This is a genomic window from Kitasatospora sp. GP82, from assembly GCF_029892105.1.
Lineage (GTDB): Bacteria > Actinomycetota > Actinomycetes > Streptomycetales > Streptomycetaceae > Kitasatospora.
In genome coordinates this window covers 39,178-62,409 of the sequence record NZ_JARZAJ010000014.1, presented here as the reverse complement: position 1 = coordinate 62,409, position 23,232 = coordinate 39,178, and the positions used below count along the sequence as shown (strand labels likewise).

Annotated in this window: 20 protein-coding genes and 1 riboswitch; of the genes, 12 read left to right on the top strand and 8 right to left on the bottom strand. The window is 72.6% G+C overall.

Annotated features, from left to right (window positions below; genetic code table 11):
- Positions 1-30: 30 nt before the first annotated feature.
- The 3 genes from P3T39_RS16580 to P3T39_RS16570 all read right to left on the bottom strand — a co-directional run bounded on the left by P3T39_RS16580 (position 31) and on the right by P3T39_RS16570 (position 2,781).
- Positions 31-786, bottom strand: coding sequence for a YcnI family protein (locus tag P3T39_RS16580; protein ID WP_280698430.1), 756 nt, complete (start codon positions 784-786; stop codon positions 31-33).
- A 57-nt stretch (positions 787-843) separates the two neighbouring features.
- Entirely contained in the window at positions 844-1,854 is a 1,011-nt protein-coding gene (locus P3T39_RS16575; RefSeq protein ID WP_280698429.1) for a hypothetical protein, read from the bottom strand.
- 138 nt (positions 1,855-1,992) lie between these two features.
- Positions 1,993-2,781 carry a hypothetical protein gene (locus tag P3T39_RS16570; protein ID WP_280698428.1) on the bottom strand — a complete coding sequence of 263 codons (789 nt, stop codon included), beginning with the start codon at positions 2,779-2,781 and terminating at the stop codon, positions 1,993-1,995.
- A gap of 474 nt (positions 2,782-3,255) precedes the next feature.
- Here P3T39_RS16570 and P3T39_RS16565 point away from each other — a divergent pair, with 474 nt between their 5' ends.
- The 3 genes from P3T39_RS16565 to P3T39_RS16555 all read left to right on the top strand — a co-directional run bounded on the left by P3T39_RS16565 (position 3,256) and on the right by P3T39_RS16555 (position 7,070).
- Positions 3,256-3,780 carry a histidine phosphatase family protein gene (locus tag P3T39_RS16565; RefSeq protein ID WP_280698427.1) on the top strand — a complete coding sequence of 175 codons (525 nt, stop codon included), beginning with the start codon at positions 3,256-3,258 and terminating at the stop codon, positions 3,778-3,780.
- Positions 3,781-4,147: 367 nt separating this feature from the next.
- Entirely contained in the window at positions 4,148-5,557 is a 1,410-nt protein-coding gene (locus tag P3T39_RS16560; protein ID WP_280698426.1) for a family 2B encapsulin nanocompartment shell protein, read from the top strand.
- Between the two features lie 115 nt (positions 5,558-5,672).
- Positions 5,673-7,070, top strand: coding sequence for a SufS family cysteine desulfurase (locus P3T39_RS16555; protein WP_280698425.1), 1,398 nt, complete (start codon positions 5,673-5,675; stop codon positions 7,068-7,070).
- An 81-nt stretch (positions 7,071-7,151) separates the two neighbouring features.
- Here the strand turns inward: P3T39_RS16555 and P3T39_RS16550 are convergent, their stop codons facing one another.
- The 3 genes from P3T39_RS16550 to P3T39_RS16540 form a co-directional block, all read right to left on the bottom strand.
- Complete coding sequence (locus tag P3T39_RS16550) at positions 7,152-8,255, bottom strand: hypothetical protein (RefSeq protein WP_280698424.1); 1,104 nt, start codon at positions 8,253-8,255, stop codon at positions 7,152-7,154.
- Positions 8,255-9,211 (bottom strand): ABC transporter ATP-binding protein, encoded by a 957-nt coding sequence (locus P3T39_RS16545; RefSeq protein WP_280698567.1) that lies wholly within the window; start codon positions 9,209-9,211, stop codon positions 8,255-8,257. The genes P3T39_RS16550 and P3T39_RS16545 overlap by 1 nt, the downstream gene beginning before the upstream one ends.
- Positions 9,212-9,349: 138 nt before the next feature.
- Positions 9,350-9,751 (bottom strand): GntR family transcriptional regulator, encoded by a 402-nt coding sequence (locus P3T39_RS16540; protein WP_280698423.1) that lies wholly within the window; start codon positions 9,749-9,751, stop codon positions 9,350-9,352.
- 177 nt (positions 9,752-9,928) lie between these two features.
- Between P3T39_RS16540 and P3T39_RS16535 the strand changes: the two genes are divergently transcribed.
- Entirely contained in the window at positions 9,929-11,521 is a 1,593-nt protein-coding gene (locus tag P3T39_RS16535) for a DUF2079 domain-containing protein (protein ID WP_280698422.1), read from the top strand.
- A gap of 218 nt (positions 11,522-11,739) precedes the next feature.
- Here P3T39_RS16535 and P3T39_RS37570 read toward each other — a convergent pair whose 3' ends face one another.
- A complete protein-coding gene (locus P3T39_RS37570; protein ID WP_348534353.1) occupies positions 11,740-12,213 on the bottom strand; it encodes a hypothetical protein in 474 nt (157 codons plus the stop codon).
- A 497-nt stretch (positions 12,214-12,710) separates the two neighbouring features.
- Here P3T39_RS37570 and P3T39_RS16525 point away from each other — a divergent pair, with 497 nt between their 5' ends.
- The 5 genes from P3T39_RS16525 (at position 12,711) to P3T39_RS16505 (ending at position 17,339) form a co-directional block, all read left to right on the top strand.
- The gene (locus tag P3T39_RS16525) at positions 12,711-13,649 is read left to right on the top strand and encodes a DUF4129 domain-containing protein (protein WP_280698421.1); all 939 of its coding nucleotides are present in this window, start codon (positions 12,711-12,713) and stop codon (positions 13,647-13,649) included.
- Entirely contained in the window at positions 13,649-14,221 is a 573-nt protein-coding gene (locus P3T39_RS16520) for a hypothetical protein (protein WP_280698420.1), read from the top strand. Before P3T39_RS16525 ends, P3T39_RS16520 begins: the two co-directional genes overlap by 1 nt.
- A gap of 93 nt (positions 14,222-14,314) precedes the next feature.
- Positions 14,315-15,334, top strand: a complete 1,020-nt coding sequence (locus P3T39_RS16515; RefSeq protein WP_280698419.1) for a MoxR family ATPase — start codon at positions 14,315-14,317, stop codon at positions 15,332-15,334.
- 143 nt (positions 15,335-15,477) lie between these two features.
- Complete coding sequence (locus tag P3T39_RS16510) at positions 15,478-16,683, top strand: DUF58 domain-containing protein (protein WP_280698418.1); 1,206 nt, start codon at positions 15,478-15,480, stop codon at positions 16,681-16,683.
- The gene (locus P3T39_RS16505; RefSeq protein WP_280698417.1) at positions 16,680-17,339 is read left to right on the top strand and encodes a hypothetical protein; all 660 of its coding nucleotides are present in this window, start codon (positions 16,680-16,682) and stop codon (positions 17,337-17,339) included. Before P3T39_RS16510 ends, P3T39_RS16505 begins: the two co-directional genes overlap by 4 nt.
- A gap of 214 nt (positions 17,340-17,553) precedes the next feature.
- Here P3T39_RS16505 and P3T39_RS16500 read toward each other — a convergent pair whose 3' ends face one another.
- A complete protein-coding gene (locus P3T39_RS16500) occupies positions 17,554-18,432 on the bottom strand; it encodes a CAP domain-containing protein (protein WP_280698416.1) in 879 nt (292 codons plus the stop codon).
- A 2-nt stretch (positions 18,433-18,434) separates the two neighbouring features.
- Positions 18,435-18,619: riboswitch (cyclic di-AMP (ydaO/yuaA leader) on the bottom strand.
- An 836-nt stretch (positions 18,620-19,455) separates the two neighbouring features.
- On the opposite strand from P3T39_RS16500, the gene P3T39_RS16495 reads away from it, so the two are divergent.
- From P3T39_RS16495 to P3T39_RS16485, 3 genes are all read left to right on the top strand, one after another.
- Positions 19,456-20,802, top strand: a complete 1,347-nt coding sequence (locus tag P3T39_RS16495) for a M20/M25/M40 family metallo-hydrolase (protein ID WP_280698415.1) — start codon at positions 19,456-19,458, stop codon at positions 20,800-20,802.
- A gap of 137 nt (positions 20,803-20,939) precedes the next feature.
- On the top strand, positions 20,940-21,572 hold the full coding sequence (locus tag P3T39_RS16490) for a DUF4360 domain-containing protein (protein WP_280698566.1): 633 nt from the start codon (positions 20,940-20,942) through the stop codon (positions 21,570-21,572).
- A gap of 419 nt (positions 21,573-21,991) precedes the next feature.
- Positions 21,992-23,215 (top strand): MFS transporter, encoded by a 1,224-nt coding sequence (locus P3T39_RS16485; RefSeq protein ID WP_280698414.1) that lies wholly within the window; start codon positions 21,992-21,994, stop codon positions 23,213-23,215.
- Positions 23,216-23,232 lie beyond the last annotated feature (17 nt).

The following is a 23,232-nucleotide window of genomic DNA, read 5'->3' as shown; positions in this document are numbered from 1 at the left end:
GACTCGGAGTGTCCCGGCCCGGGCCTTGGGTCACTGCGCGGTGCTGCCGTCGCCACCGGCGCGACGACGGCCGCGCACGACCGCGGCGACGACGCCGAGGACCCCGACGGCGATGCCGACGATGCCCAGGGTCCGCGCCGTCGAGTCGCTCGCGGCGCTCTTGGGTGCAGCGGCGTTCCCGCTCGAACCGGCCGTCGCGGCCGTCGCGGAGGGGGCGGCGGCTGTCGGTGAGTCCGCGGCGGCGGCCGCGGTGAGGTGCAGGGTCGGGGCCGGGTGCTCGGGCTCCGGCTGCCCTGGCTGGGTGGTGTCGATCCAGCGGACCACGTTCCCGTTGGAGTACGTCTGGAGGGTCTTGAAGACCAGCTGGTCCGTGCCCGTGGGCAGTTGCCCGAAGTCCACGGTGAAGTCCTGGTAGTGGCCGGGCGCGATGGTGCCGCCGGTCCAGGTCACATGGGACACCACATCGGTGATCTCGCCGTCGTCGGTCTTGATCGGAGTCGCCAGCTTGGTGGTCTCGATCTGGTCGGTCCAGCCGGGCACCGCTGCCAGCAGCACCGAGGGGACGGGGTGGTCGGTCGGGAAGAAGAGCTCGACCTTGACCGTACCGGCCTTGTCGTCCTCGTTCGGCACCCGGAACGCGAAGGACTGGTCGGCTGCTCCCTGCGCGGCCGACGACGGCTGGACGGTGACGTGCGCGGATGCCGGACCCGCGACGAGCAGCACGGTGGCCGAGGCCAGCGCGGCGAGGGTCGCGGCGCGGCGGGGCAGGCGGACGTTCTTGGACATGGTTGGGACTTCTCCGTCCGGAGCGGGGGCACGCGAAGGACGGCCGTCGTCCGCCGGTCAGGCGGAGGCGAGCGGCCGGGCGTACCCGAGAGGCAGGGGGAACGGAAGCCGCGGCCGGACCCGGCATGCGCACGCCCCGCACCCCCGCCCGGACTCGCCGGTGCACCGGGATGCCGACGCGTGCCACAGCAGCAGTCGGACCGCGACGGCCTCCCTCGGCGGGCCGCGACGGATCACACAGTGCCGCATGAACGCCGCGGCGGGCAGCCTGCGCTGCCCGCCGTCCGCCGTCGTCCGTACCGGCCTGTGCCCCAGGCCGCTCAGGGCGCCCACCAGCGCAGCGGCCAGCGTCAGCGCAACGCCGAGCGCGGTGGTGCACGCCCGCGCCGTGGTCTGCGCGGCCTTGGCGGTCAGCCGCACCAACCGCCAGAGGGCGGCCTCGCCGCGGCGCAGCCACCAGGCCGCCGCCAGTGCGGCCACGAGGTGCGTGGCGAGCATCGCCGGGCTCACTCCCATGAACGCCGTATGCCACCCGACGACCGCGTGCGGCGCGGCCGCGACCACCATGTGCGGGCCCGTTGCGGTCCGCAGCACCGTCCGCCCGGCACCGGACGGCGTCGCCATCGCGGGGCCGGCGGTCGTACTCATCAGGCGCATGCCGAACTGTCCCGGCACACCGGCCCCGGGGGCCGTCCGCCCGGCCATCGCCATGCCGGGCATGCCTCGCCCGCCTGGTATGCCGGCGCTGCCCGATGCCCCGGCCTGTGCGCTGTGGAAGAGCAGGTCCTGTGCGCTGTGGAAGAGCAGGTGCAGTGCCACCTCGCCGACCGCAAGGCCGCCGGAGATCTCGCGCAACGAACGCTCCCGGCCCGCCAGCACGACCGCGCCCGCGCACACCGCCAACCACCCGAGCAGCAGGGCGGACACCGGCACCGGACAGCCGGACGCGAGTACATGTCCGGTCGCGGACAGCACGACGCACACCGTCGCGAAGGGCACGGCCCGCAGTACGCGAAGGTCGAGAGCGGCTCGCACCGGCAGCAGCGCGACGGGAAGGGCTGACGACATGGCGGGGTCATCATGCCATCCGCGGGCTCCCGGTCGGCCTCAGGGTGTCAAGTGGGAGAGAGGCCTCCGCTCTCCGGAGCACCGTGGGGCAGGGGAGGTGGCATGCGCGCAATTCCCCGGCGCCGACCGGACCGGCGATCAGAAGGAGCGGGGTGGTGGTGGATCGGCCTGGCCGATCAGTCCGGGAAGTTCCAGGCCGAGGACGCGGTCCAGACGGACGAAGGTCTCGAACCTGGCACCCTCCGGCTCGGGGCCGGCCGTCAGCCGATCCAGTTCGGACAGGGCGGCGGTGACGTCCAGGTCGCGCTCCAGGGCGGCGAGGGCGCGGCGTACGGGGTCGGCGAGGGCTGGCCTGGACGGCTCCTGTGCCCAGTCGGCGACCAGGTTCCGCCACTGCCGGAGGGTCTTCTGGGCGTCGGTGAGCATCCGTCGGGTGAGTGCCACGGGCGCGCGGTGGGCATGGCTCAGCAGCGCGAGGCGTACGGCGAGCGGCTCCACGTCGAGATCCTCCAGGAAGCCGAGGGCGCGGGGCGCGCCGTCGCCCGGCGGCGGTGCGAGCGCGGGGCCGGTGCCGATGACGATGCCGTCCGGGGTGTCGCCGACCGCGGCGTGCTCTGCGACGACGCGGACATCGGCCGGGCCGTCGGGTGCGTCGGAGCCGGGCAGGTAGATACCCAGCAGGTCCGCGTCGCGGCCGAAGGCTGTGAGCTGTTCGGCCGGGGCATCGGGCAGCCGGAGCACCGCATCGACCTGGTTGCCGCCGAGCTCACAGACCCGGCGGAGCACATCGGCGGTGAGCAGGGCGCGCAGGTCCGACAGGTCGAAGGGGCGCTGTGGACTCCCGGCGTGGACGCGGACGCGCAGCAGGCCTCGGTGCGCGGGGCTGAGCTCGGCGGTGCGGCCGGTGCGATCATCGGTGAGACGCAAGGCTTCCTCCCTCTGGGGGCGTTCGGTTGGCCGGCCATGCTCAGGCCTGCCGTAGACCGCGCCGGCGGCGGTGCCCCGCCGGGCTGGGACAGCCTCCGCCTCACCAGCCGTGACGCATCCCCGGACGACCGGCTGGACCCGCGACTGCTGCCGCACGGCGTGATCCGGCGGCGCGCCGAACGTGCGGATCCTGCTGTGGCACGGTCCGGGCGGTGGCAGTGGGTGCAGCCGGCCGGCCGGGGCGCTGGGGGTGGCCGCAAGGTGGTCGCGCGCGTTCATGACGGCCTCCCGCACGGCCCTTGTGCCCGAGTCGGCCAGAGGCCATCGGCGCCGCGGCGTGCGCGGTCGAGGGCGAACGACATCGCCCCTGGCTCTCCAGTGTCGCTCCACCGAGCCGCATCAGCCATGCTGGAATGGTGACGGCGGCTCGGCCGGGACAGGCAGCAGCTGTCGGGTCCTGTCAGGCTGGAAGGTATGACGGTGGAAACACCCCGGCTCCTGATCGTGCTGCGGCACGCCAAGTCCGCCTGGCCGGACGTGGCCGACCGCGACCGGCCGCTGGCCGCACGGGGGTTGCGCGACGCCCCGGCTGCCGGACGGTGGCTGCGCGCGGCCGGGTGCGTCCCGGACGCGGTCCTGTGCTCGCCCGCCCGCCGTACCCAGGACACCTGGGAGCTGGCCGCGACGGAGCTGGGCACCGTCCCCGTGCCCGCCTACGACGAACGGCTGTACGGCGCGAGCGTGCCCGAGCTGCTCGCCGTGCTGCACGAGGTGCCCCGCCATGTCCGGTGCCTGCTGCTGGTCGGCCACAGCCCGGGGGTGCAGGAGCTGACGCTGGCACTCGCCGGTGAGGCGCTCGGCGACACCCGGGAGCGGGCGGAGCAGAAGTTCCCGACCTCCGCCCTCGCCCTGCTCGCGATGGGCGGGACTTGGGCGCAGGCCCACGAAGGATCCGCGGTACTGACCGACTTCGTCGTCCCCCGCGGACCGAAGGGCTGACCGGCGGGATCGCCTCGGCCGCGAGCCGATCGAGCCGATCCCGTGTCGAGCCGATCCCGTGTCGAGCCGATCCCGTGTCGAGGCAATCCCGGATCGAGGCAATCCCGGATCGAGGGATTCCCAAGGGGAGCTTTCGAACATCTCATCCCCGCTTATAGCTTAACTCACACTTTTGGCTGAGTTTCACGGAGCACATGCCCAATGCTGCGCACCGGAACCAATTGGCGTAATCGAACATGCTCACGCCAATGCAATGCTGCCGCAACAATCGTCCTGGCGAACGCGCAGAGAGCGGATCTTCCGTCCGCAGCAAGCGTTCTGACGTCTCCTCAGTTCTCCGGACCAAGGACAAGGACCAGGACCAGCCATGACCACCGAGACCGTTCAGCAGAACCAGCAGAGCCTCAGTACCTCCGCCGCGAGGAACCTGGCCACCACCACCAAGACCGCGCCGCAGATGCTCGGGATCACCCCCCGCTACCTGCTGCGCGCGCTGCCCTGGGTGGACCTGGAGGCCGGTGTCTACCGGGTCAACCGGCGACGGGGCTTCATCCTCGGCGACGGGCTGATCAGCACCTACACCGACGGTGGCGGCGCCGCCCGGGTGATCGCCGAGGACCTCCGCGAGATCGCCTTCCTCCGCGAGCTGGCGAGCCCGCTGCTGAGCGCCCTCGCCAACGGCTTCGTGCAGCGCGAGGTCGAGCCCGGCGGACTCATCGCCGACGCCGACGCCCCTGCCGGTCAGCTGCACATCATCGCGTTCGGCCGCGCCGAGAAGCGCGCCACCGGCCAGTACGGCGAGGACGCCCTGCTCGCCATGCTCGGCGACGGCGACTTCTTCGACGCCGCCGCCTGGGCGCGCGGCGAGGCGATGCCGTACCAGGTCAGGGCGGTCACCCCGTGTACGGTGCTCTCGCTCGACCGGCGGATGCTCGCCGAACTGGCCGACCGGGAGCCCGCGTTGCGCACCCAGCTGGAGGCGTACGCCGCCAACGGCCAGGGCCCGGCCGACCGGGAGCACCCGATCGACCTGACCTCCGGCCACAACGGCGAGCCCGAGCTGCCTCAGACCTTCGTGGACTACGAGGAGAGCCCCCGCGAGTACGAGCTGAGCATCGCTCAGACCGTCCTGAAGGTGCACACCCGGGTCTCCGACATCTACAACTCCTCGATCGACCAGGTCCAGGCGCAGCTGCGGCTGACCGCCGAGGCGCTGCGCGAGCGCCAGGAGTGGGAGATGCTCAACCACCCCGAGTACGGGCTGCTCAACAACGTCGTGCCCGGCCAGCGGGTGCACACTCGCAAGGGCGCGCCGACGCCGGACGACATGGACGAGCTGCTCGCCCGGGTCTGGAAGCAGCCCGCGTTCTTCCTGGCCCACCCCAGGGCGATCGCCGCGTTCGGGCGCGAGTGCACCCGGCGCGGGGTGCCGCCGCAGATCGTGGAGCTCTTCGGCAGCCCGTTCCTGACCTGGCGCGGCGTGCCGCTGCTGCCCTCCGACAAGCTGGACCTCAAGGGCTCGGGCAACTCGGCGCCCGGCACCACCAACATCCTGCTGATGCGGGTCGGCGAGGCCGAGCAGGGTGTGGTGGGCCTGCGTCCGGCGAAGGTTCCGGACGAGGTGGAGCCGGGCCTGTCGGTGCGTCCGATGGGTGTCGACCGCCAGGCCATCACCTCGTACCTGGTGACCAGCTACTTCTCGACCGCCGCGCTGGTGGACGACGCCATCGCGGTGCTCCAGAACGTCGAGGTGTCGAACTACTATGACTACTCCTGACGGATTCGGGCGCGGCACCGGGGCGGGTCAACTCGCGGCTGTTCCGGCCGGTTTGACCGGCGGAGTCCCGGCGCAGCGAGCTGTGCCGACCACCGGCGCGCCGGCGGAGGCAGGTATGCCACAGGGACTCCCGCAGCCGGGGGCGCTTCTGACCCCGGACTCCTGCCCGCTGCCTGCGGCGCTCGCCCATGCGGCGGGCGCACCCCGGTACTGGCTGCCGCAGCAGCCTGCCGAGACGCCCACGGTGACGCCGCCCTCGGCTCCACCGTCGGCACCGCCGAGCGGCTTCGATGTCGAGGCCGTCCGGCGGGACTTCCCCCAGCTGCACCGGGAGGTGAACGGCCGCCCGCTGGTATGGCTGGACAACGGCGCCACCACGCTCAAGCCCCGCCAGGTGACCGAGGCCGTCGCCGAGCACTACTCGATGGGCACCTCCAATGTCCACCGCGGTGCGCACAGCCTGGCCAAGCAGGCCACCCAGGTGTACGAGGAGGGGCGTCAGGCGGCGGCCGACCTGCTCGGCACCCGGGACCAGGGCGAGATCGTCTTCGTCCGGGGGACGACCGAGGCCGTCAACCTGGTGGCGCAGAGCTGGGGTCGCGCCAACCTGGGCGTGGGCGACGAGATCCTCGTCTCGGCGGCCGAGCACCACTCCAACCTGGTGCCCTGGCAGCTGATCGCCGAGGAGCGCCGGGCGAGGATCCGGCCGATCCCGCTGCTCCCCGACGGACAGCTGGACCAGGACGCGTACCGGGACCTGCTCGGCTCCCGGACCAAGCTGGTCGCCCTGACCCATGCCTCCAACGTGCTGGGAACCGTCCCGCCGGTGGCCGAGATGACCGCGCTCGCCCATCGGTACGGCGCCAGGGTACTGGTCGACGGCGCGCAGGCGGTGAGTCACTTCCCGGTGGACGTCACCGCGCTGGACGCCGACTTCTACGCCTTCTCGGGGCACAAGATCTTCGCCCCGACCGGGATCGGGGTACTGTTCGGCAAGCGCGAACTGCTGGAGGCCATGCCTCCCTGGCAGGGCGGCGGCAACATGATCGACTCGGTGAGTTTCGAGGAGACCACGTACGCCCCGATCCCGCACCGGCTCGAAGCGGGCACCGGCCATATCGCCGGGGTCGCCGGGCTGCGGGCGGCCCTGCACTACCTCGCCGGGCTGGACCGGGAGGCCGCCGCCGCATACGAGGAGCAGCTCACCGCGTACGCGATGGGTGCGCTGGCAGCCGTCCCCGGGCTGCAGCTGATCGGCAACGCGCCGGGGAAGATCGGGGTGCTGACCTTCATGCTCGCCGGGACCGACCCGATCGCGCTGGCCGGGGCACTCGACCAGCAGGGCATCGCGGTGCGCGCCGGACACCACTGCGCGCAGCCGGCGCTGGCCGCCTTCGGTCTGCAGAGCGCCGTCCGGGCCTCGCTGGCCCTGTACAACACCGTGCAGGACGTGGATGCCCTGGTGGCCGCGCTCCAGGGCATCCAGGCCCAATCGGCAACCGCAGACGGGTAGTTCGACCCCGCGAGCTGACGCGGCTTCGCCCGGCGCATCCCGCGCCGGGCGAAGCCGCGTCCCGGAACCGGCAGGCAGGCCCTAGCGCAGGCGGCCGACACGGAGGAAGCAGAACGCCACCAGGACCACCGTGACGAGCAGGCAGATCCCGGTCTCCGTCCACAGCATCGGCCACTCGGCCGAAGCGGGGTGGTACACGACGTACGCCTGGACGATGTCGTGCTGGTGGGCCAGGCACAGCGCGCTGTCGGACGGACAGTACGGGCGACCGTCCACCATGGCGTTCCAGTCGCCCTGCTGCGGGATACGCAGTCCGTCCGAGGTCAGGAAGCCGTTGGCCAGCTCGTACGCCTCGTGCGGCACGTTCTGCACCAGATGGCCGGAGGTGGAGAGCACACGGTCCCCGGGTGTCACGACCGCCATCCGGACGTTCGCCACGGCCTGCTGCGAGGTCTCCAGGACCAGCCGCAGCCGGTCCACCAGCAGGCGCAGGAGCAGCGTGGCCACCGCGGTGACGACGATCGAGGCCACTGTGCGGCGGACGATCAGGCCCACGGCGGCCCCCAGTGCCACACCGACCAGGCAGAAGCCGACGACGGCGGGGCCGACGGTGTTCCGGGTCAGCCAGGTGAACCAGTGGTAGTACCCGGGCACCGCGAAACGGCCCTCGACCACCCTGACCCACCAGGTGGAGACCACGGCCAGGATCGTCGAGCCGACCAGCGTCACGGCCAGCGGCACTCCGAGCCTGGCGGCCAGCCAGCGGCGCCGCGAGACGGACTGCGTCCACCAGAGGCGGTACGCCCCGTTCTCGAACTCCCGTGCCAGCAGAGGGGCTCCGAGGAAGAGCCCGAGCGTGGGCGGGAGTGCCAGCAGCACCCAGCCGGTGGCCAGTACGGCGGGCCCGTACTCCATGTCGAGCGCTCCCACGAGTTCGCCTGTGCCCTGGCACTCGGGTGGGAAGTAGACGATGTTGCACCCTTGGAGGTGGTTCGCGGCGATGTAGCCGTCGATGCCGTGCCCCAGGAAGAGCAGCCATCCGCAGACGGCGACCAGGACGGCCGCGGCGACGGCGAACGCCGTCCGCTCCTGACGGGCGCTGAGCCAGGCGGCGCCCGTCAGCACCGAGGCGCGTCGCGGTCCCGGAGAGGTCGGCCGGACTCGGCCGGGCAGGTCGGTGGCCATCAGGCGGACACCCCCGGAAGGCGGCGGTCCGCGCCGGGTCGGGCGCTCGGGGTGAGCAGTGCCGTGGCCTCGGGCGAGCGGAGGTAGGCCATCAACAGGTCCTCGAGCGTCGGTTCCAGGACGTCCCAGCCGGAGCCGAGTTCCCCCTCGGGACGGATCAGCGCGGTCACCTGACGGCCTGTGCGCCGGAGTTCGACCACCTGGTGCCCGGCGAGCGAGGGGACCGGTCCCGTCCCTTCGTGCGCGCCGACGACGAGGCGGTGGGAGTCGAGCAGCTCGTCCACCTCGCCGGCCAGCCGGACCCGCCCGGAGGCGAGCACCAGGACGTAGTCACAGACGCCGTCGAGTTCGGCCAGGACGTGCGAGGAGATCAGTACGGTGGTGCCGTGCTCGACAGCCTCGGCCATCAGCAGGCCGGTCAGCTCCTGACGGGAGACCGGGTCCACGTCGGACATCGGCTCGTCCAGCATCAGCAGGTCGGGCCGCTTGCCCAGGGCGAGCGCAAGGGCGACCCGGGTACGCTGACCACCCGTCAGGCGGCCGACCCGGGCGGACATCGAGAGGTTTCCCTGCGCCACGATCCGCTCGGCGAGTTGCTGGTCCCAGCCGGGGTTCAGCTCGTAGCCGGCGCGCAGCGTCTCGGCGATGGTCAGTCGTGGGAAGAGCGGCTTGTCCTGACCGAGAAAGGCGATCCGGCGCCGGCTCTCGGGGGCGCCGGGCCTGGCGCCGAAGACCTCGACGGCTCCGGCATCGGGCGTCATCAGATGCGCGGCGAGGGACATCAGCGTGCTCTTGCCCGCGCCGTTGGGGCCGACCAGGCCGCAGATCCGGCCTGCGGGGAGCCTGAAGTCGCAGCCCTGGAGTGCCCAGCCCCCGCGATACCGCAGCCCCAGGCCGGTGGCCTCCAGCGCCGGCGGGCCGGCCGGGAAAGCCCCGGCGTCGGCATCGGCCGCCAAGGGCGACGCGGTGCCGGGCTCGTCCTCGTCCGGAAGGTCACCCGGCAGTTCGTCAGGGGTCGGTATCGGGTGGCTCACCCAAGCTCCTCGTCGGCCTTGATGGTGTCGGCGGTGCGGAACGTGCCGCCCGTGGTGTCTTCACGGCCCGCCGGTGGTGGTCTCCGGGAAGCCGCTGTCCAGCGCGTCCGAGATCAACGCCGCCGCGTCCTCCCGCTCAAGACCGGCCTCGCGGGCGCGCAGCATCCACGCCGCCAGCTCCGCGCGCAGGGCGGAGTCCGCGGCGGTCTGCGGTTTGGCCAGCGAACGCCGGACGAACGTGCCCACGCCCCGCCGGCTGTCGACCAGCCCCTCCCGCTCCAGCTCGCGGTACGCCTTGAGCACGGTGTTGGGGTTGATCGCGGTGGCTTCCACGACCTCGCGCGCGGTGGGGAGTTGATCCCCCGGCAGCAGCACGCCCAGACGCAGGGCGCGCTTGGTCTGCTCGACGATCTGCAGGTAGGGCGAGAGACCACTGTGCCGGTCGATGAGGTACTCGACCACCTGACCACCATTTCACTAGCTATCTGGGGGAATGGTGCCCAGCTCTGTCACTCCGCGTCAAGCGCGACGCTCGCTCCGGACCGGTTCGGCATCACACCTGGTCATCGAGAGGGTACTTGACAGCTTCTCAACATGATGATCACCATTCCACTAGTTAACTAGTGAAGTGGTGAGCAGATGATCGACAACCGGATCGAGCAGCCCCCGGTGGCGCTACCGGCCGGCGCGCTCCACTCCCTGCGGACCAGGCCGGGCCTACCGACCCTGCCGCGCCGCTGGGCCTACCCGGGCCCGCAGGCCATGGCGGTGGCCGTGACCGGTGTGTTCTTCGCGCTGTACGTCCTGGTCTCGGTCCGGCGGCACCAGCGGATGCTGTCCGCCGCGTACGACCTGGGGATCTTCGAACAGGGCGTCCGCGGCTACGCGCACGGCTCGGCGCCGATCGCGGAGTTGAAGGGCCCGGGGTTCAACCTGCTGGGCGACCACTTCCATCCGGTGCTGGCTCTGCTCGCCCCCGTCTACCGGCTCTTCCCCACACCGCTGACCCTGCTGGTCGGACAGGCCGCCCTGATGGCGCTCGCCTGCCTGCCGCTCACCCGGTGGGCCCACCGGACGGCCGGTCCCGTCGCGGGTCTGGTGGTCGGCGGCTCGGTCGGCGCGTCCTGGGGCATCGCTGCCGCGATCGGGTACGACTTCCACGAGATCTGCTTCGCGGTACCCCTGCTCGCCTTCGCCGCGGAGGCGCTCGGCCGAAGGCGCTGGCGGACCGCCGCACTGCTGTCGCTGCCGCTGCTGCTGGTCAAGGAGGACCTCGGCCTGACCCTCGCCGCCATCGGCGCCTACATCGCCTGGCACGGCTCCCGAGGCACCGGTGGCATCCGCAACTCCCAAGGCACCCACGGCACCGACAACGCTCCGACGCCCGCCGAGCGCCGACGCGCCCTGCGTCTCGGCCTCGCCGTGATCGTCCTCGGGGTGACCGGGACGGTCGTCGAGACGGCGGTCCTGCTGCCGGCCGTCAGTCCGCACGGCACCTTCGACTACTGGCACCAGATGACGGACGGGTCCGGCGCGGGCGCACCGGCCGGCAGCGCGCTGCTCCTGCCGCTGCGGCTGCTCTGGCCCCCGCTCAAATGGCTGCTGCTCGCCATGCTGGCCGCGCCGACCGCCTGCGTCGGGCTGCGCTCCCCACTGGTCCTGCTCTGCGTTCCCACCCTGGCCTGGCGCCTGCTCGCCGACAACGTCCACTACTGGGAGCCGAACTACCACTACAGCGCGGTCCTCATGCCGGTCCTCTTCGCCGGCCTCGTCGACGCCCTCGGCCGCCGCCCCCACCTGCTCGCGCCGGCCCGGCTGAAGCGCATCCTCGGCTGCTGCGCGGCGTTCGCGGTGCTGACCACCGCGATCTACCCCCTGCACGACCTGGTCCTGCCCTCGACCTACCGCACCTCCGCCCATGTGCACACCGCGCACCGGCTGCTGGCCCGAATACCCGACGGCGCACGTGTCGCCGCCAGCAACCGGCTTGCCCCGCTGCTCGTCAGCCGAACCACCGTCAGCCTGGTCTGCCAGGTCCCGGGGCCCGACGCGGCCGCACCGCCGGACTGGGTGGTCGCGGACCGCACCGACCCCACCGTCCACGTCCCCTGCGCCAGCGCGCTGACCTCGAGGATGCTCGACGCCTACCGCGCCGTCGGCTACCGGACGGCGGCCGACGAGGACGGCATCCTCGTGCTGCGGAGTCCGGCCCTGCCGCAGGCCGACGAGTGAGCCGGCCAAGGGGTCAACTGATCGGCGGCCATGCCGTCCTCCCCTGTCCAAGAGTGTCCGCCAGTAGGCAACCCGTCAGGATGGGGCAGCCGGGGGCGGGAGGCTCCGGACGGTGCAACCGACTCCCGTAACTGCCTACTGGCGGACACTCCGAGTGGGAGCGCCGGCCTGGCTGCCCGTGTGCGGACCGGCGCTCGGCTCAAGGGGTCACGGGAAGGTCATGAGGTGGCGGGGCGTTGGCCGGGCATCCTCCGGTCCCGCTGGAGTTCGAGGAGTTCCCGGAACAGGCCCGGCTCCTTCTGCAGCGAGGCCCAGGTCCCGCGCTGGAGGATGCTGCCGCCCTCCATCACGATCACCCGGTCCGCGAGAGCGGTGTTGGCGATGTTGTGGGTGACGAGGAGGACGGCACGGCCCTTCGCCATCACGCGGAGGTTGTGGAAGATGCGGTGCTCGGCACGGGGGTCGAGGTCCGACGTGGGTTCGTCGAGGATCAGCAGGCCGGGGTTGAGGGCGGTCCGGTGGTAGGTGTAGGAGACGTTCCGTACCTCGATGGTCCTCGGCGCGCTCGGCTCGACGTTGCCGCGCCGCATCGCGAAGCCGCTGGCCTCGTCCACGAAGGCCACTAAGTCGCCCCGGTCGCCGGAATCGCCGGTGGGCGTACGGAGGTGGCGAGCGCGCTGGGTGAAGCGCACCCGAGACGATCGGGTGCCGGTGCGCCAACGATCCTGGCAGCGGCTCACGGTGTCGCTCGGCGTGTCCCGACCGCCCTCACTCGAACCGGGTAAATCTGTGTCCTCGTCGGCGAGTTGGTGGCGGTCGATATCCGACCCAGTCCGCTCTTCGTGGCGGTCGAGTCGTTCACCCGGCTGTCGGCCTGCTCCCCCGCCGACGGCGGGGTGTCGGTGCTGTCGGTGTGTCAAACCACTTCGGACAGCGGGTCGGTGGGGTGCCGAGCACCTTCTCGGGAGCGGCAGGACCCGGGCTGACAAGGCGACAGATGCTGTGCGAAGCTGCACGAATGTGCGGTCTGCCGCACATTCGTGCGTCTGGGGGCAACTGCATGACGGAACCACGGCAACCGGCGGGTCGGCAACGGACCGCCGCCGTGCGCGGGGACTTGTCGGCCGCCGGTCGAAGGGGCCGAGAGGACCGGCCGAGGGGACCGGTCCCGCCGCCCCGGGCCGGACGGATGGTGCCCGCTCTGGTCACCGTGAGCGGCCTGCTGCTGGCCGCGCTGGTGCTCCGGCCCCAGCGCGGCCTGCTGACCGGCAGCACCACCCCGCCGATCAGCACTCTCGGCCTCGTCGGGCTGCTGGCCGTCGGCTGGCTGGCCGGCGCCGCTCGCTTCGCCGCTCGCTACCGCGAGGCGGCCGACCGACTCGTCGGACCGAGCCCCCGGGCCGAGCGGCTGCGCTCGGCCGCCGCCGTTCTGCTGACCGGCGGGGCGTTCGCGGTACCGCTGCTGATGTTCGTCTTCTACAGCCAGACCAGCACCGGTCCGCTTCCGGAGGTCGATCCACCGCCCCCCAGCCAGTCGCCCTCGCCCAACCCCGGCCAGCCGATCCAGCAGGTCGTTCCGATGCCCGGCGAGAGCCCGCAGCGCTCGGAGCCGGCCTCCTCCTTCGCCCACTTCGGGGTCGCCGCCCTGGTCGTCGTTGCGGTGGTCGGGGCGGTTCTGGTGTGGCTGCGGATGCGGTCCGCACGGCGGCGTCCGGCGGTCACGGCGTCATCTGACACCGCGACGGCCGAAGAGGCGCTGGCCGAGGCTGTGGAGTCCGGCCTGCGGGCCCTGCGGGGCGACGACGCGCGGACGGCGGTGATCGCCTGCTACGCCGCGATGGAACGCTCGCTGGGCGCGTCCGGGGTCACCCGGCGGATCTCCGACAGTCCGACCGATCTGCTGGAGCGCGCGGTGGCCGACGGCGCCGTACCGGGCGTCCACGCCCGCGCCCTCACCGGCCTGTTCCGGGAGGCCCGGTACTCCAGCCACCCGATGGACGACACCCAGGTGCAGAAGGCCAGGGCAGCGCTCGACGCGATCGCGGCCCGGCTGGCCGAGCGTGCCGAGGCAGCGGCCCAGAACGCCGACACCACCGCCGACTTCGCCGACCGGGCCCAGGACCGCTGATGGCCACCGAACGCGCCACCACCGCTGCTGCCGCCCCCTCTGCCGCCGCCTCGGCGGCCGCCATCGGCCCCGCCACGGCCCGCGACCGCGTCGAGCCTGGCTCGGTCCGGCACACCCTGATCGGGTTGGGGGGCACCGCCGTTGCCGCCGAAATCCTGTTCGCCCTGGTCGGCGGCGTGCCCGCGGTCGGCGGCGGAGCCGTGCTGCTGACCGCCACGGCGCTGCTCACCGCCCGGTACGTGGGCGGCGCCGGCTCCGAGAACAGCGGCCTGCGCCGCAGGCCGCGGCTGATGGACAGCCGGGAGCCGGGGCTCGGCGACTGGTACTGGACGGTCCGCAGCGGACTCGACCAGGCCGGCTACGCCCACCCACTGCGTCCGCATCTCCAGCGGCTCTTCGCCTCCCGGCTCTCCGAGTCCCACGGCGTCTCCCTGTTCACCGAACCGGACCGGGCCGCCGCGCTGGTCGGCCCGGAGCTCTGGCCCTGGCTCGATCCCGAGCGGTCCGCCCCGCAGGACACCGTCCCGGAGCCGGTGCTCACCGCCCTGGTCGAGCGGCTCGACGCGCTGTAGTCCGACGCGCCGCCCGCCTTCCCGGCCCCTTCCGGCTTCGCCTTTCACCACTCGTTCCTCACGTTCGTTTCCCGTTCGCTTCCCAGGAGAACCATGACCATCCACCAGGCCACCGACGCTCCGGCTGCCCTGACCCCGCAGCAGGCCGGCAAGCGCGCCCGTGAGGTGCTCGACGAGATCGGGCGGGCCGTGGTCGGCAAACCCGAGGCGCTCGACCTGGTGATGCTCGGCGTGCTGGCCGGCGGCCATGTGCTGATCGAGGACCTGCCGGGCCTCGGCAAGACCCTGCTGGCCCGCTCCTTCGCGACCACCCTGGGCCTGGACTTCCGGCGCATCCAGTTCACCCCCGACCTGCTGCCCTCCGACGTCTCCGGCGCGCCCTTCTACGACCAGCGCAGCGGCGAGATGGTGTTCCGCCCGGGACCTCTCTTCACCCAGCTGCTGCTCGCCGACGAGATCAACCGCACTCCGCCCAAGACCCAGGCCGCGCTGCTGGAGGCGATGGCCGAGTCGCAGGTCTCCGTCGACGGCACCACTCGGCGGCTGCCGCAGCCGTTCATGGTGATCGCGACCGCCAACCCGATCGAGTACGAGGGCACCTACACGCTGCCCGAGGCCCAGCTCGACCGCTTCCTGCTCCGGGTCCGGATGGGCTACCTGCCCACCGGACTCGAGGCCTCGATGCTCCGGGCCCGGATCGACCGGGCCGCCCCCGAGGCGGTACTGCAGACCCTGAGCAGCCCCGCCGAACTGCTCGCCATGCGGGCCGGCCTGGAGCAGGTCGAGGTCGAGGACGACCTGGTCGAGTACATCATCGCGCTGGTCGATGCCACCCGGAACGACCCGCAGATCCAGGTCGGCGCCTCACCCCGCGGAGGCCTGGCACTGGTCCAACTCGCCCGCGCCCGTGCGGTGCTGGACGGCCGCGACTTCCTGACCCCGGAGGACGTCAAGGCGGTTGCCGTCCCCGCGCTGGCCCACCGGGTCACCCTCAAGCCGGAGTTGTGGGTCCGCCAGATCGAAACCGACGATGTGCTGGCCCGGTTGGTGGAGTCGGTGCCCACTCCCCGGACACTGCCCCGATCGGGCGGACAGCGGGCCGAGCAGCGGTGACCGCCGAGCCGAGTGCCGATCAGCCGCGCCGGCCGAGGTCACCGGGGCAGCCCACCGACCGCCCCGTCGAGGTGGGCGCCGGGGAACCCCGGACACCACCGCCGGACTGGCGTACCGGAGAGCGCGCCCTTCGCCTGCTCACCGTGGCCACCGTCGCGGCGGTGGCCGCGCTGGTCACCGGCCGGCCCTGGCTGTTCGCGCTGGCGGCCGGTCCTGCCGTGCTGCTGGCCCTGGCCACGCCCGGTCGGGGCCGCCCGCACCAGCTGTCCGTCCGGCTCACCACCGGACCGCGCCGCTGCTTCGAGGGCGAGCGGATGACGGCCCGGATCACGCTCAGCCACGACGGCGAGATCGGCCTGCTCGACCCCGCGCTGACCCCGGGCCCCGGGGTGGAGCCGGAGTCGCTGGAGACCACAGGACCGACGGTCGACCTGGTGCTGCTGGTCACCCGCTGGGGCCGCTGGACACTGGGCACCGTGGACCTGGACGTCTACGACGCCGGGGGCCTGGCCCGGCGCACCGTCCGGATCGACCTCGGCGAGGTGGAGGTCTTCCCGGTGCCGACCCGCTCCGGGCTCACCCCGATCCCGGTCCGGCTGCCCGAGCGGCTCGGCGAGCACACCACCCGGCAGAACGGCGAGGGCGTGGAGGTCGTCGGCGTGCGCCCGTACGTCTGGGGAGAGCGTCAGCGGCGCATCCACTGGCCTTCGACCACCCGTCGGGGCGCCGTCCAGGTCAACCAGTTCGCCGCCGAGCGGGCAGCCGACACCGTCGTCCTGCTGGACGCACTGCACGACTTCCGCGACCCGGTGAGCGGAGTGTCCACCCTGGACGAGACGCTGCGCGCCGCCGCCGGGCTCACCCGCGCCTATCTGCGCCGACACGACCGGGTCGGTCTCGTCTCGGTCGGCGGCACACTGCGCTGGCTCCGGGCGGGCACCGGGGACCGGCAGTTCTACCGGATCGTGGAGAGCGTGCTCGACGTCCGCAAGGACCTCGGCTACGCCACCCCCGAGCTGCACCGGCTGCCGCCGCCCGCACTGCCCGGGCACGCGGTGGTGTACGTGTTCACGCCGCTCGCCGACCAGCGCATCCTGGACGTGCTGAGCCACCTGGTCGACCGCGGCAACCCACTGGTCGTGGTGGAGATCCCGACCGGCGAACCCCAGGTCGAACCGGACGACCGCACCGGCCGGCTGGCGCTGCGGCTGTGGCGCGCGGACCGGCGGGCGATGCGCTTCGCGCTGCAGAACCGGGGCATCCCGCTGGTCCGTCACACCCCGGGCGAGGCCCTCGACCTGGCGCTCGCCCCGCTACTGCGCAGCCGGATCCACGGGAGGACCCGATGAGCGACACCCGTCCCCTGTCGGAGGCCGTCGGCGGTACGGCCCGCACTGCCGGTTCCGGTCCCATGTCCGGCGGCGGCGCCGGGACGAGACCCCGAGGACTGGAGCGCTCCGCCGCGCGCTGCCTGGGCGTCGCGCTGGCCGTCACCGCCTGCAACCCCGGCGGGCACAAGGTCAGGCCGGGCGCCGGGGACAGTCTCCTCACCGACGTCGTACTGCCGCTCGCCGCGGCCGGCTTCGCGTGGTGGGCCGCTCCGCCGCCCACCCGCTCCCGGTTCGACCGGTGGTCCACCTGGCTCGCCCGGCTGGCCCGGCACCGCAACACCGTGCTCGCCGCCGGCTGCGTGGTTCTCGCCGCTCTCAACACACCCCCGGCCTGGCTGGCAGCCGCCGTCACCGCCCTCCTGGTCGGCTACCTGCTGTTCGTCGACAGGTCAGGACCCGGCCGCAGTCCGAGCGGCCCGCTGCCCGCGTTTGCCGCCTTCGCCGCGGCCGGCCTGGTACTTTCGGCCGCCCTCGTACCGACCGGAGCCGTCGACTGGGCGCGTCCGCTCGCGGTGCTCGGGGTGGCCGTCGCCGCCTTCGGCGTGGGGGCCGCCCTGTGGACCCGGCCTGCCGAGGACCCACCGGCGGACGGGCCCGGCTGTCGCCGGCCTTGAAACCCGGTCCGGCCGGCAAGATCCGCTCCCACCCTGCGTCGGCTCCGAGGAGCGAGGCCGGGTGGGAGCGGATGTCACGCACACTCGTCCGCGCACACTCGTCCCACGCGCTCACGGACTTTCACCGGGCTCCCGGCGCGTCCCGGCAGGCTGCCGGGCAACGCCGTTCGCGGTGCCGGTCCGAGGCGCCCGGGTCACAGCCGCAGGGCACGGCTCAGTTGGAGAAGTCCTGGGTGAGCCAGACGGTTCCCTGGCTGTCCCGGTGGACGGCGATGCCTATGTGGGTGAACTCCGAGCTGAGGATGTTCTTGCGGTGGCCGTCGTCCGGCGGCGTCTCGTTCAGCATGTCCTGCGTCAGGCTGACGGCCATGGAGGCGATGTCCTGGGTGGCGGAGGCGACCGGGCCGCCCTCGCCTATGTTCTCCCCGACGGCGTTCCACTGGATGCCCTGAGCCGTTTCGCGGTCCCCCAACTCGGCCTCGCCCGGGCACTGGTGGGACATGCCGCACCCGCCGGCCATCAGCTGGTTGTGGGCCTCGGCGCTGTGGGTCAGCCCCGTCGTGATGGTGTAGGCGGGCAGGCCCTGGGCGGCCCGCGCCTGGTTGATCAGGGCGAGCACCTGCTGCACGGCGTCCGAGTCGCTACTGGGTTGCGCGGTCGCGGGAGCCGGAGCCGGAGCCGGAGCGGGGGCGGACGCGTGCGAGGGGGCCGGAGCGTGGGACGGGGCGGCCGAGGGCGAGGACGCCCTGGTCGGCGTGGCCACAGGATGTGCGCTGTGGGAGCCGGCCGCCGGGCGCGTGGGGGCGGGGGCGTGGGCGTGGGTGGCGGACGCCGACGGGGACGAAGGCGCATGGGACGCTCCGGCCGGCGTGACCTCGTGGGAGTCGTCCTGGTGGTGGTGCTGGTGGTCCCAGTGGTGCTCCCGCCACTGCGCGTGGGAACCGTACGAGTGGGCGCCGGGAGCCGCGGAGGCTCCGCTCGCGCTCACCAGCGGCAGCATGAGCCCGGCGCCGGCGACCCCCGCGGTAGCGGCAAGGCGCGGGGCGTACTTCCGGCGCGGACGGCGATGGCGGCCGGTACTTGAACTCGGCATAGGACGTTCCTCTGCGACGCCTACGAGGTGAGCTGTCGGGTTCGGGCCGTGAGGTAGCCCGGCCGCCCAGAAGGACGGCTTCACCCCAAGCCGCAGCCCCGGCAAGCCCGTAGGAGGGCAGAGCGGGGTACGGCAACCACCTGGTTCCCCCGCTCCTGCCCAGTGCACTGTTCGGCGTCCCGCCGACCGGTGGACAGGACTCGGCGTCCGGCAGCAGGGTCCGCAGATGCGAACAGACCGAACGCTAGGCAGATCGACCCGGAGGACACAAGCCCCTATAGCGCACATCACACTGCGGGCAGGGGAACTGACAGATCGCCATATTCACGAACATAACGTGCCATAAACGACCTAATCGGATACCCGTTCCGGTGGTCCGGGCCGGAGGCCGGTCCGGCCGCAGCCCGGGCTCTTGCATACGAACAGGGCACGTGCGCCGGTGATCCGGTTGTCCTTGCCGGCGTGTCCGCCGACGGGGAGGTTCCTGGTCCAGCGGAAGCGGGCACGATGCCCGAACTGTCGCCTCTCCCAGCAAGTTTTTCAGCCACCCGATCACCGCGTCATTCGGTTTTTGTCACCACGATGGAACCCTGATCCCGATGTACGGACGGGCCGTCATGTCGTCCACTGGTCCGGCCTGCACGGCCCGGGCTTTCGAGACCGGGCTGCCCGCCGGGGCGGTTCGGTCGCTGCCGGTGGCTGCCTCTCGTTCATGCACGCTCTGTCAACGATGCTCCCGCCCACGGGCAACGGGCGGTGACGCCCGCCCGGCCATCGGAACCGCACCGCTTCGAGTCCGGCTGCCCACGCCACCCACGTCGGCCACGTCAACCCGTGTCGCCCGCCTCGCCGGGACCGTCGCCGCGATCCGCGCGGTCGAGCCGACCCGTCGCTGTACGGTCGGCTGCACGGCACCCGGCGCAACCCGGACCGCCGCCACCTTCGAGATCCGCACCATCGTTGCCGACACGTCGGCCGAGGAGCACTTCGGCCGGCCGGCCTCCGCGACCGGAAGGACAGCCGATGACCCTCTCCCCTCAGCCGCCCGACGGGCAGGCCGACACCGAGGCGGTCCGCATCTGCCAGGACCTGCTGCGCATCGACACCACCAACCCGGGCGACGGTACGGGACCGGGCGAACGCCCTGCCGCGGAGTACGTGGCGGCACAGCTGGCGGAGGCCGGGATCGAGCCCCTGGTCGTGGAGGCCGCTCCGCGACGGACCAGTGTGCTCGCGCGCGTCGCGGGCACCGATCCCGTCCGCGCGCCGCTGCTCGTCCACGGCCATCTGGACACCGTTCCCTTCGATGCCGCCGACTGGTCCCGGCATCCGCTCTCCGGAGACCTGTATGACGGCTGCCTGTGGGGCAGGGGCGCGGTGGACATGAAGGGCGCCGTCGCCACGACGCTCGCCCTCGTCCGCTCCTGGGCCCGCACGGGTCGCCGTCCACGCCGGGACATCGTGCTCGCCTTCCTCGCGGACGAGGAGTCCACCGGTGAGTTCGGCGCACGCTTCGTGGCCTCCCGCCATCGGGAGCACTTCGCGGACTGCCGCGAGGCGATCGGCGAGTCCGGGGGGTTCTCCGTCCCGGCCCGCCCGGGGGCGGGAGCGGACGGCGACGGGGCGCGGGTCTATCCGGTCGCCGTGGGCGAACGCGGCACCGCATGGATGAACCTGACCACGACCGGCACCGCCGGGCACGGCTCCAGGAGCGGCACGGACAATGCCGTCTCCACCCTCGTCCACGCCCTGTCCGCGCTGGCCGCCCACTCCTGGCCCACCCGGCTGACGCCGCCGGTGGAGGCCCTGATCGCGGAGCTCGAACGCATCCTCGGCACCGTCATCGACCGCGACCGACTGGAGGCGGAGGCCGTCCGTCTGGGCCGGGTCGGCGAGCTGTTCGCCACCACCGTCCGCAACTCCGCGACCCCCACCGTCCTGCAGGCCGGACGCAAGGTCAACGTCGTGCCGTGCAGTGCGCATGCTCAGGTGGACGGCCGCTTCCTGCCCGGCACCCGGGAGGAGTACCTGACGACGGTGGAGCGCCTTCTCGGGCCCGGCGTGGTACGGGAGTTCATCAATCTGGAGGAGGCCCCGTCCGGCGACCACTCCGGCCCGGCGTTCGAGGCGATGACCGCCGCACTGCGGGCCGAGGACCCTGCCGGGCATCCCGTCCCGTATCTGATGTCCGGCGGAACGGACGCCAAGACCTTCGCCCGCCTGGGTATCGCCTGCTACGGGTTCGCGCCGCTGCTGCTCGATCCCGGTCTGCACTACCAGCGCATGTTCCACGGCGTCGACGAACGCGTCCCGGTGGCCGGGCTCGGCTTCGGCGTACGCGTCCTCGACCGGTTCCTCGGGACGTACTGACGGAACGTCACCGTGCAGTCCTGCCACGCCTATGGACGCCGACGCCGAGCCATGGTGCCATGGACACGCCAAATTTCGGCGCCTCAAATCCTCACCGTGCGCCCGAAATCCATGCACGAGCGGAAGGAAGAGCCATGATGTTACGCGCCCTGGCCGTCGCCGGTGCCGCCGTATCGCTGCTCGGCTCAACGGGCTTCACCTGGTCGATGACTCCGCCGCCGGACAGGATCGTGATCGACGTGGCAACGGTCAACGGCTCCGGCTGTCCCGCCGGGACGGCCGCCGTCGCCGTCTCCCCGGACAACACCGCCTTCACCGTGACCTACAGCAACTACCTCGCCCAGGTCGGCCTCGGCGCCAAACGGACCGACTTCCGCAAGAACTGCCAGCTCGACCTCAACGTCCACGTCCCCCAGGGCTTCACCTACGCCATCGCCTCCGCCGACTACCGCGGCTTCGCCCACCTGGAGCCCGGCGCGACCGGCACCGAGAAGGCCAACTACTACTTCCAGGGCGACCCCCAGACCAGCTCGCTCAGCCACCAGTTCAACGGAGGACTCGACAACAACTGGCAGGCCACCGACTCGGTCGACGTCGCCTCCCTCGTCTTCGCACCCTGCGGAGAGGAACGCAACTTCAACATCAACACCGAGCTGCGGGTGAGCGCGGGCACCTCCGACCCGACCAGGACCACCAGCTTCATGACCATGGACTCCACCGACGGCAACATCAACACCACCTACCACCTCGCCTGGAAGCAGTGCCCCTGAGCACCGGCACCCCAAAGTCCCACGCGACAGCGGGATCCACACCGGGCATGACCCGATGACCCCACCGGCACCGTCACCGTCCCCCGCACCCTGCCGGCGCCGCCGGTGGGGGGCGGTTCGGTGAGGTGGGGGTTGATTCGGCAGCGGCGGCTCGCACGGAAGCTACTGGCAGGCCCAGCCGGACAGTTCGAGTCCCACACGTCGGCACCGGGTACGGCAGAGCTTGTGCCGAACCCGGTGCCAACGGCCTCCGCGAGGTGCCACACTGGGCGAGTGGGCGAGTCCGGAGAGGAATTCCGTGGTTCGGGCGGCGTGCCGGATCGAGACGGATTGGCGTTACCGGGCGTGGCGGGCCGTTCGGGTTCCGGCTCGGGGACACCTCGTCCGCGCGACGCGGCACTCCGTCCCCCGGAGACCAGATGACCACGTTCGACAACACGACCTCCCGCCTCCGCACCCGCCGACCCCGGATCCACGGGGGTGCGGCGACCGCAGCCGTAGCCGCCGCCTTCTGGGCAACCATGGTCGGCACGACCGTCCCCACCCCGCTCTACCCCCGGTACGAGCAGGCCTTCGGCTTCTCCTCGCTGATGGTCACGGTCGCCTTCGCGGTCTACGCGCTCGGCGTCGTCGCGGGTCTGCTCTGCTTCGGTTCGCTCTCCGACCGGCTGGGCCGCCGACCGGTGACCGCCGCCGCACTGGTGCTGGCCGGTGCGGCCGCGAGCGTCTTCCTGGCGGCGGACAGCCTGGCGATCCTCCTTCTCGGCCGGGTGCTCTCCGGGCTCTCCGCCGCCCTGGTCACCGGGGCGGCCACCGCCCACCTCACGGAACTCGCCGCGCCCGGCGAACAGGTCAGGGCGGGCCGGATCGCGCTGGCCGCCAATATGGGCGGCCTGGCCGGCGGCCCACTGCTCGCCGGGATCATGGCGGAGTGGGCCCCCGAACCCCTGCGACTGGTCTGGTACGTCGACGCCGCCCTCGTCGTGCTCACCCTGCTGCTCCTGGCCTGGGTGCCGGAGACCGTCCCCCGCCGCACGAGCGGGCACCTGTTCGCCCTCTCGCTGCCCAGGATCCCCGCCGGGATCCGCGCGCCGTTCATCCGCTGCGCCCTCGCGGCGGGGGCGGGCTTCGCGGTGCTCGGTGTTCTCACCGCCACCGCGGGCCTCTTCTTCGCCACCGTCCTGAAGCTGAACACCCCGGCACTGTCCGGGGCCACGATGGCCCTCGCCTTCCTGGGCGCGGGCGCCGGCCAGCTCCTGGCCCGGGTGCTGGCACCCCGGGCGGTGCTGCCGATCGCCTGCCTGGGACTGGTCGCCGCCGCCGCGCTGATCGCGGCCGCGATGCTCACCGCGGCACTCGCCCCGCTGGTCGCCGCCGCGGTGATCGTCGGACTCGCCGGCGGCCTCGCGCTCGGCGACGGGATCGCGCTGATCACCGGGCGGGTCGAGGCAGCGGTGCGCGGCCAGGCGTTCTCGGCGCTGTTCGCGGTGCTCTACGTCATGCTGGCACTGCCGGCGATCGGCGTGGGTGTGCTCATCGTGGACACCGGGCTGCGCACCGCCGGAACGGTCTTCGCCGCCGCGGTCGCCGTTCTTGCGCTGAGCGTCCTGACGAGCCTTCCCCGCGATCACCGCCCCGCCTGACCCGATGACCCGAGGGC

Bases quoted from the DNA above. Each gene is read 5' to 3' on its own strand.
- P3T39_RS16500 (WP_280698416.1), bottom strand. From the start codon at position 18,432: ATGCCGAGTTCAAGTACCGGCCGCCATCGCCGTCCGCGCCGGAAGTAC.
- P3T39_RS16580 (WP_280698430.1), bottom strand. From the start codon at position 786: ATGTCCAAGAACGTCCGCCTGCCCCGCCGCGCCGCGACCCTCGCCGCG.
- P3T39_RS16535 (WP_280698422.1), top strand. From the start codon at position 9,929: ATGATCGACAACCGGATCGAGCAGCCCCCGGTGGCGCTACCGGCCGGC.
- P3T39_RS16495 (WP_280698415.1), top strand. From the start codon at position 19,456: ATGACCCTCTCCCCTCAGCCGCCCGACGGGCAGGCCGACACCGAGGCG.
- P3T39_RS16565 (WP_280698427.1), top strand. From the start codon at position 3,256: ATGACGGTGGAAACACCCCGGCTCCTGATCGTGCTGCGGCACGCCAAG.
- P3T39_RS16560 (WP_280698426.1), top strand. From the start codon at position 4,148: ATGACCACCGAGACCGTTCAGCAGAACCAGCAGAGCCTCAGTACCTCC.
- P3T39_RS16550 (WP_280698424.1), bottom strand. From the start codon at position 8,255: ATGGCCACCGACCTGCCCGGCCGAGTCCGGCCGACCTCTCCGGGACCG.
- P3T39_RS16525 (WP_280698421.1), top strand. From the start codon at position 12,711: ATGGTGCCCGCTCTGGTCACCGTGAGCGGCCTGCTGCTGGCCGCGCTG.
- P3T39_RS16555 (WP_280698425.1), top strand. From the start codon at position 5,673: ATGCCACAGGGACTCCCGCAGCCGGGGGCGCTTCTGACCCCGGACTCC.
- P3T39_RS16490 (WP_280698566.1), top strand. From the start codon at position 20,940: ATGTTACGCGCCCTGGCCGTCGCCGGTGCCGCCGTATCGCTGCTCGGC.
- P3T39_RS16515 (WP_280698419.1), top strand. From the start codon at position 14,315: ATGACCATCCACCAGGCCACCGACGCTCCGGCTGCCCTGACCCCGCAG.
- P3T39_RS16505 (WP_280698417.1), top strand. From the start codon at position 16,680: ATGAGCGACACCCGTCCCCTGTCGGAGGCCGTCGGCGGTACGGCCCGC.
- P3T39_RS16485 (WP_280698414.1), top strand. From the start codon at position 21,992: ATGACCACGTTCGACAACACGACCTCCCGCCTCCGCACCCGCCGACCC.
- P3T39_RS16520 (WP_280698420.1), top strand. From the start codon at position 13,649: ATGGCCACCGAACGCGCCACCACCGCTGCTGCCGCCCCCTCTGCCGCC.
- P3T39_RS16575 (WP_280698429.1), bottom strand. From the start codon at position 1,854: ATGTCGTCAGCCCTTCCCGTCGCGCTGCTGCCGGTGCGAGCCGCTCTC.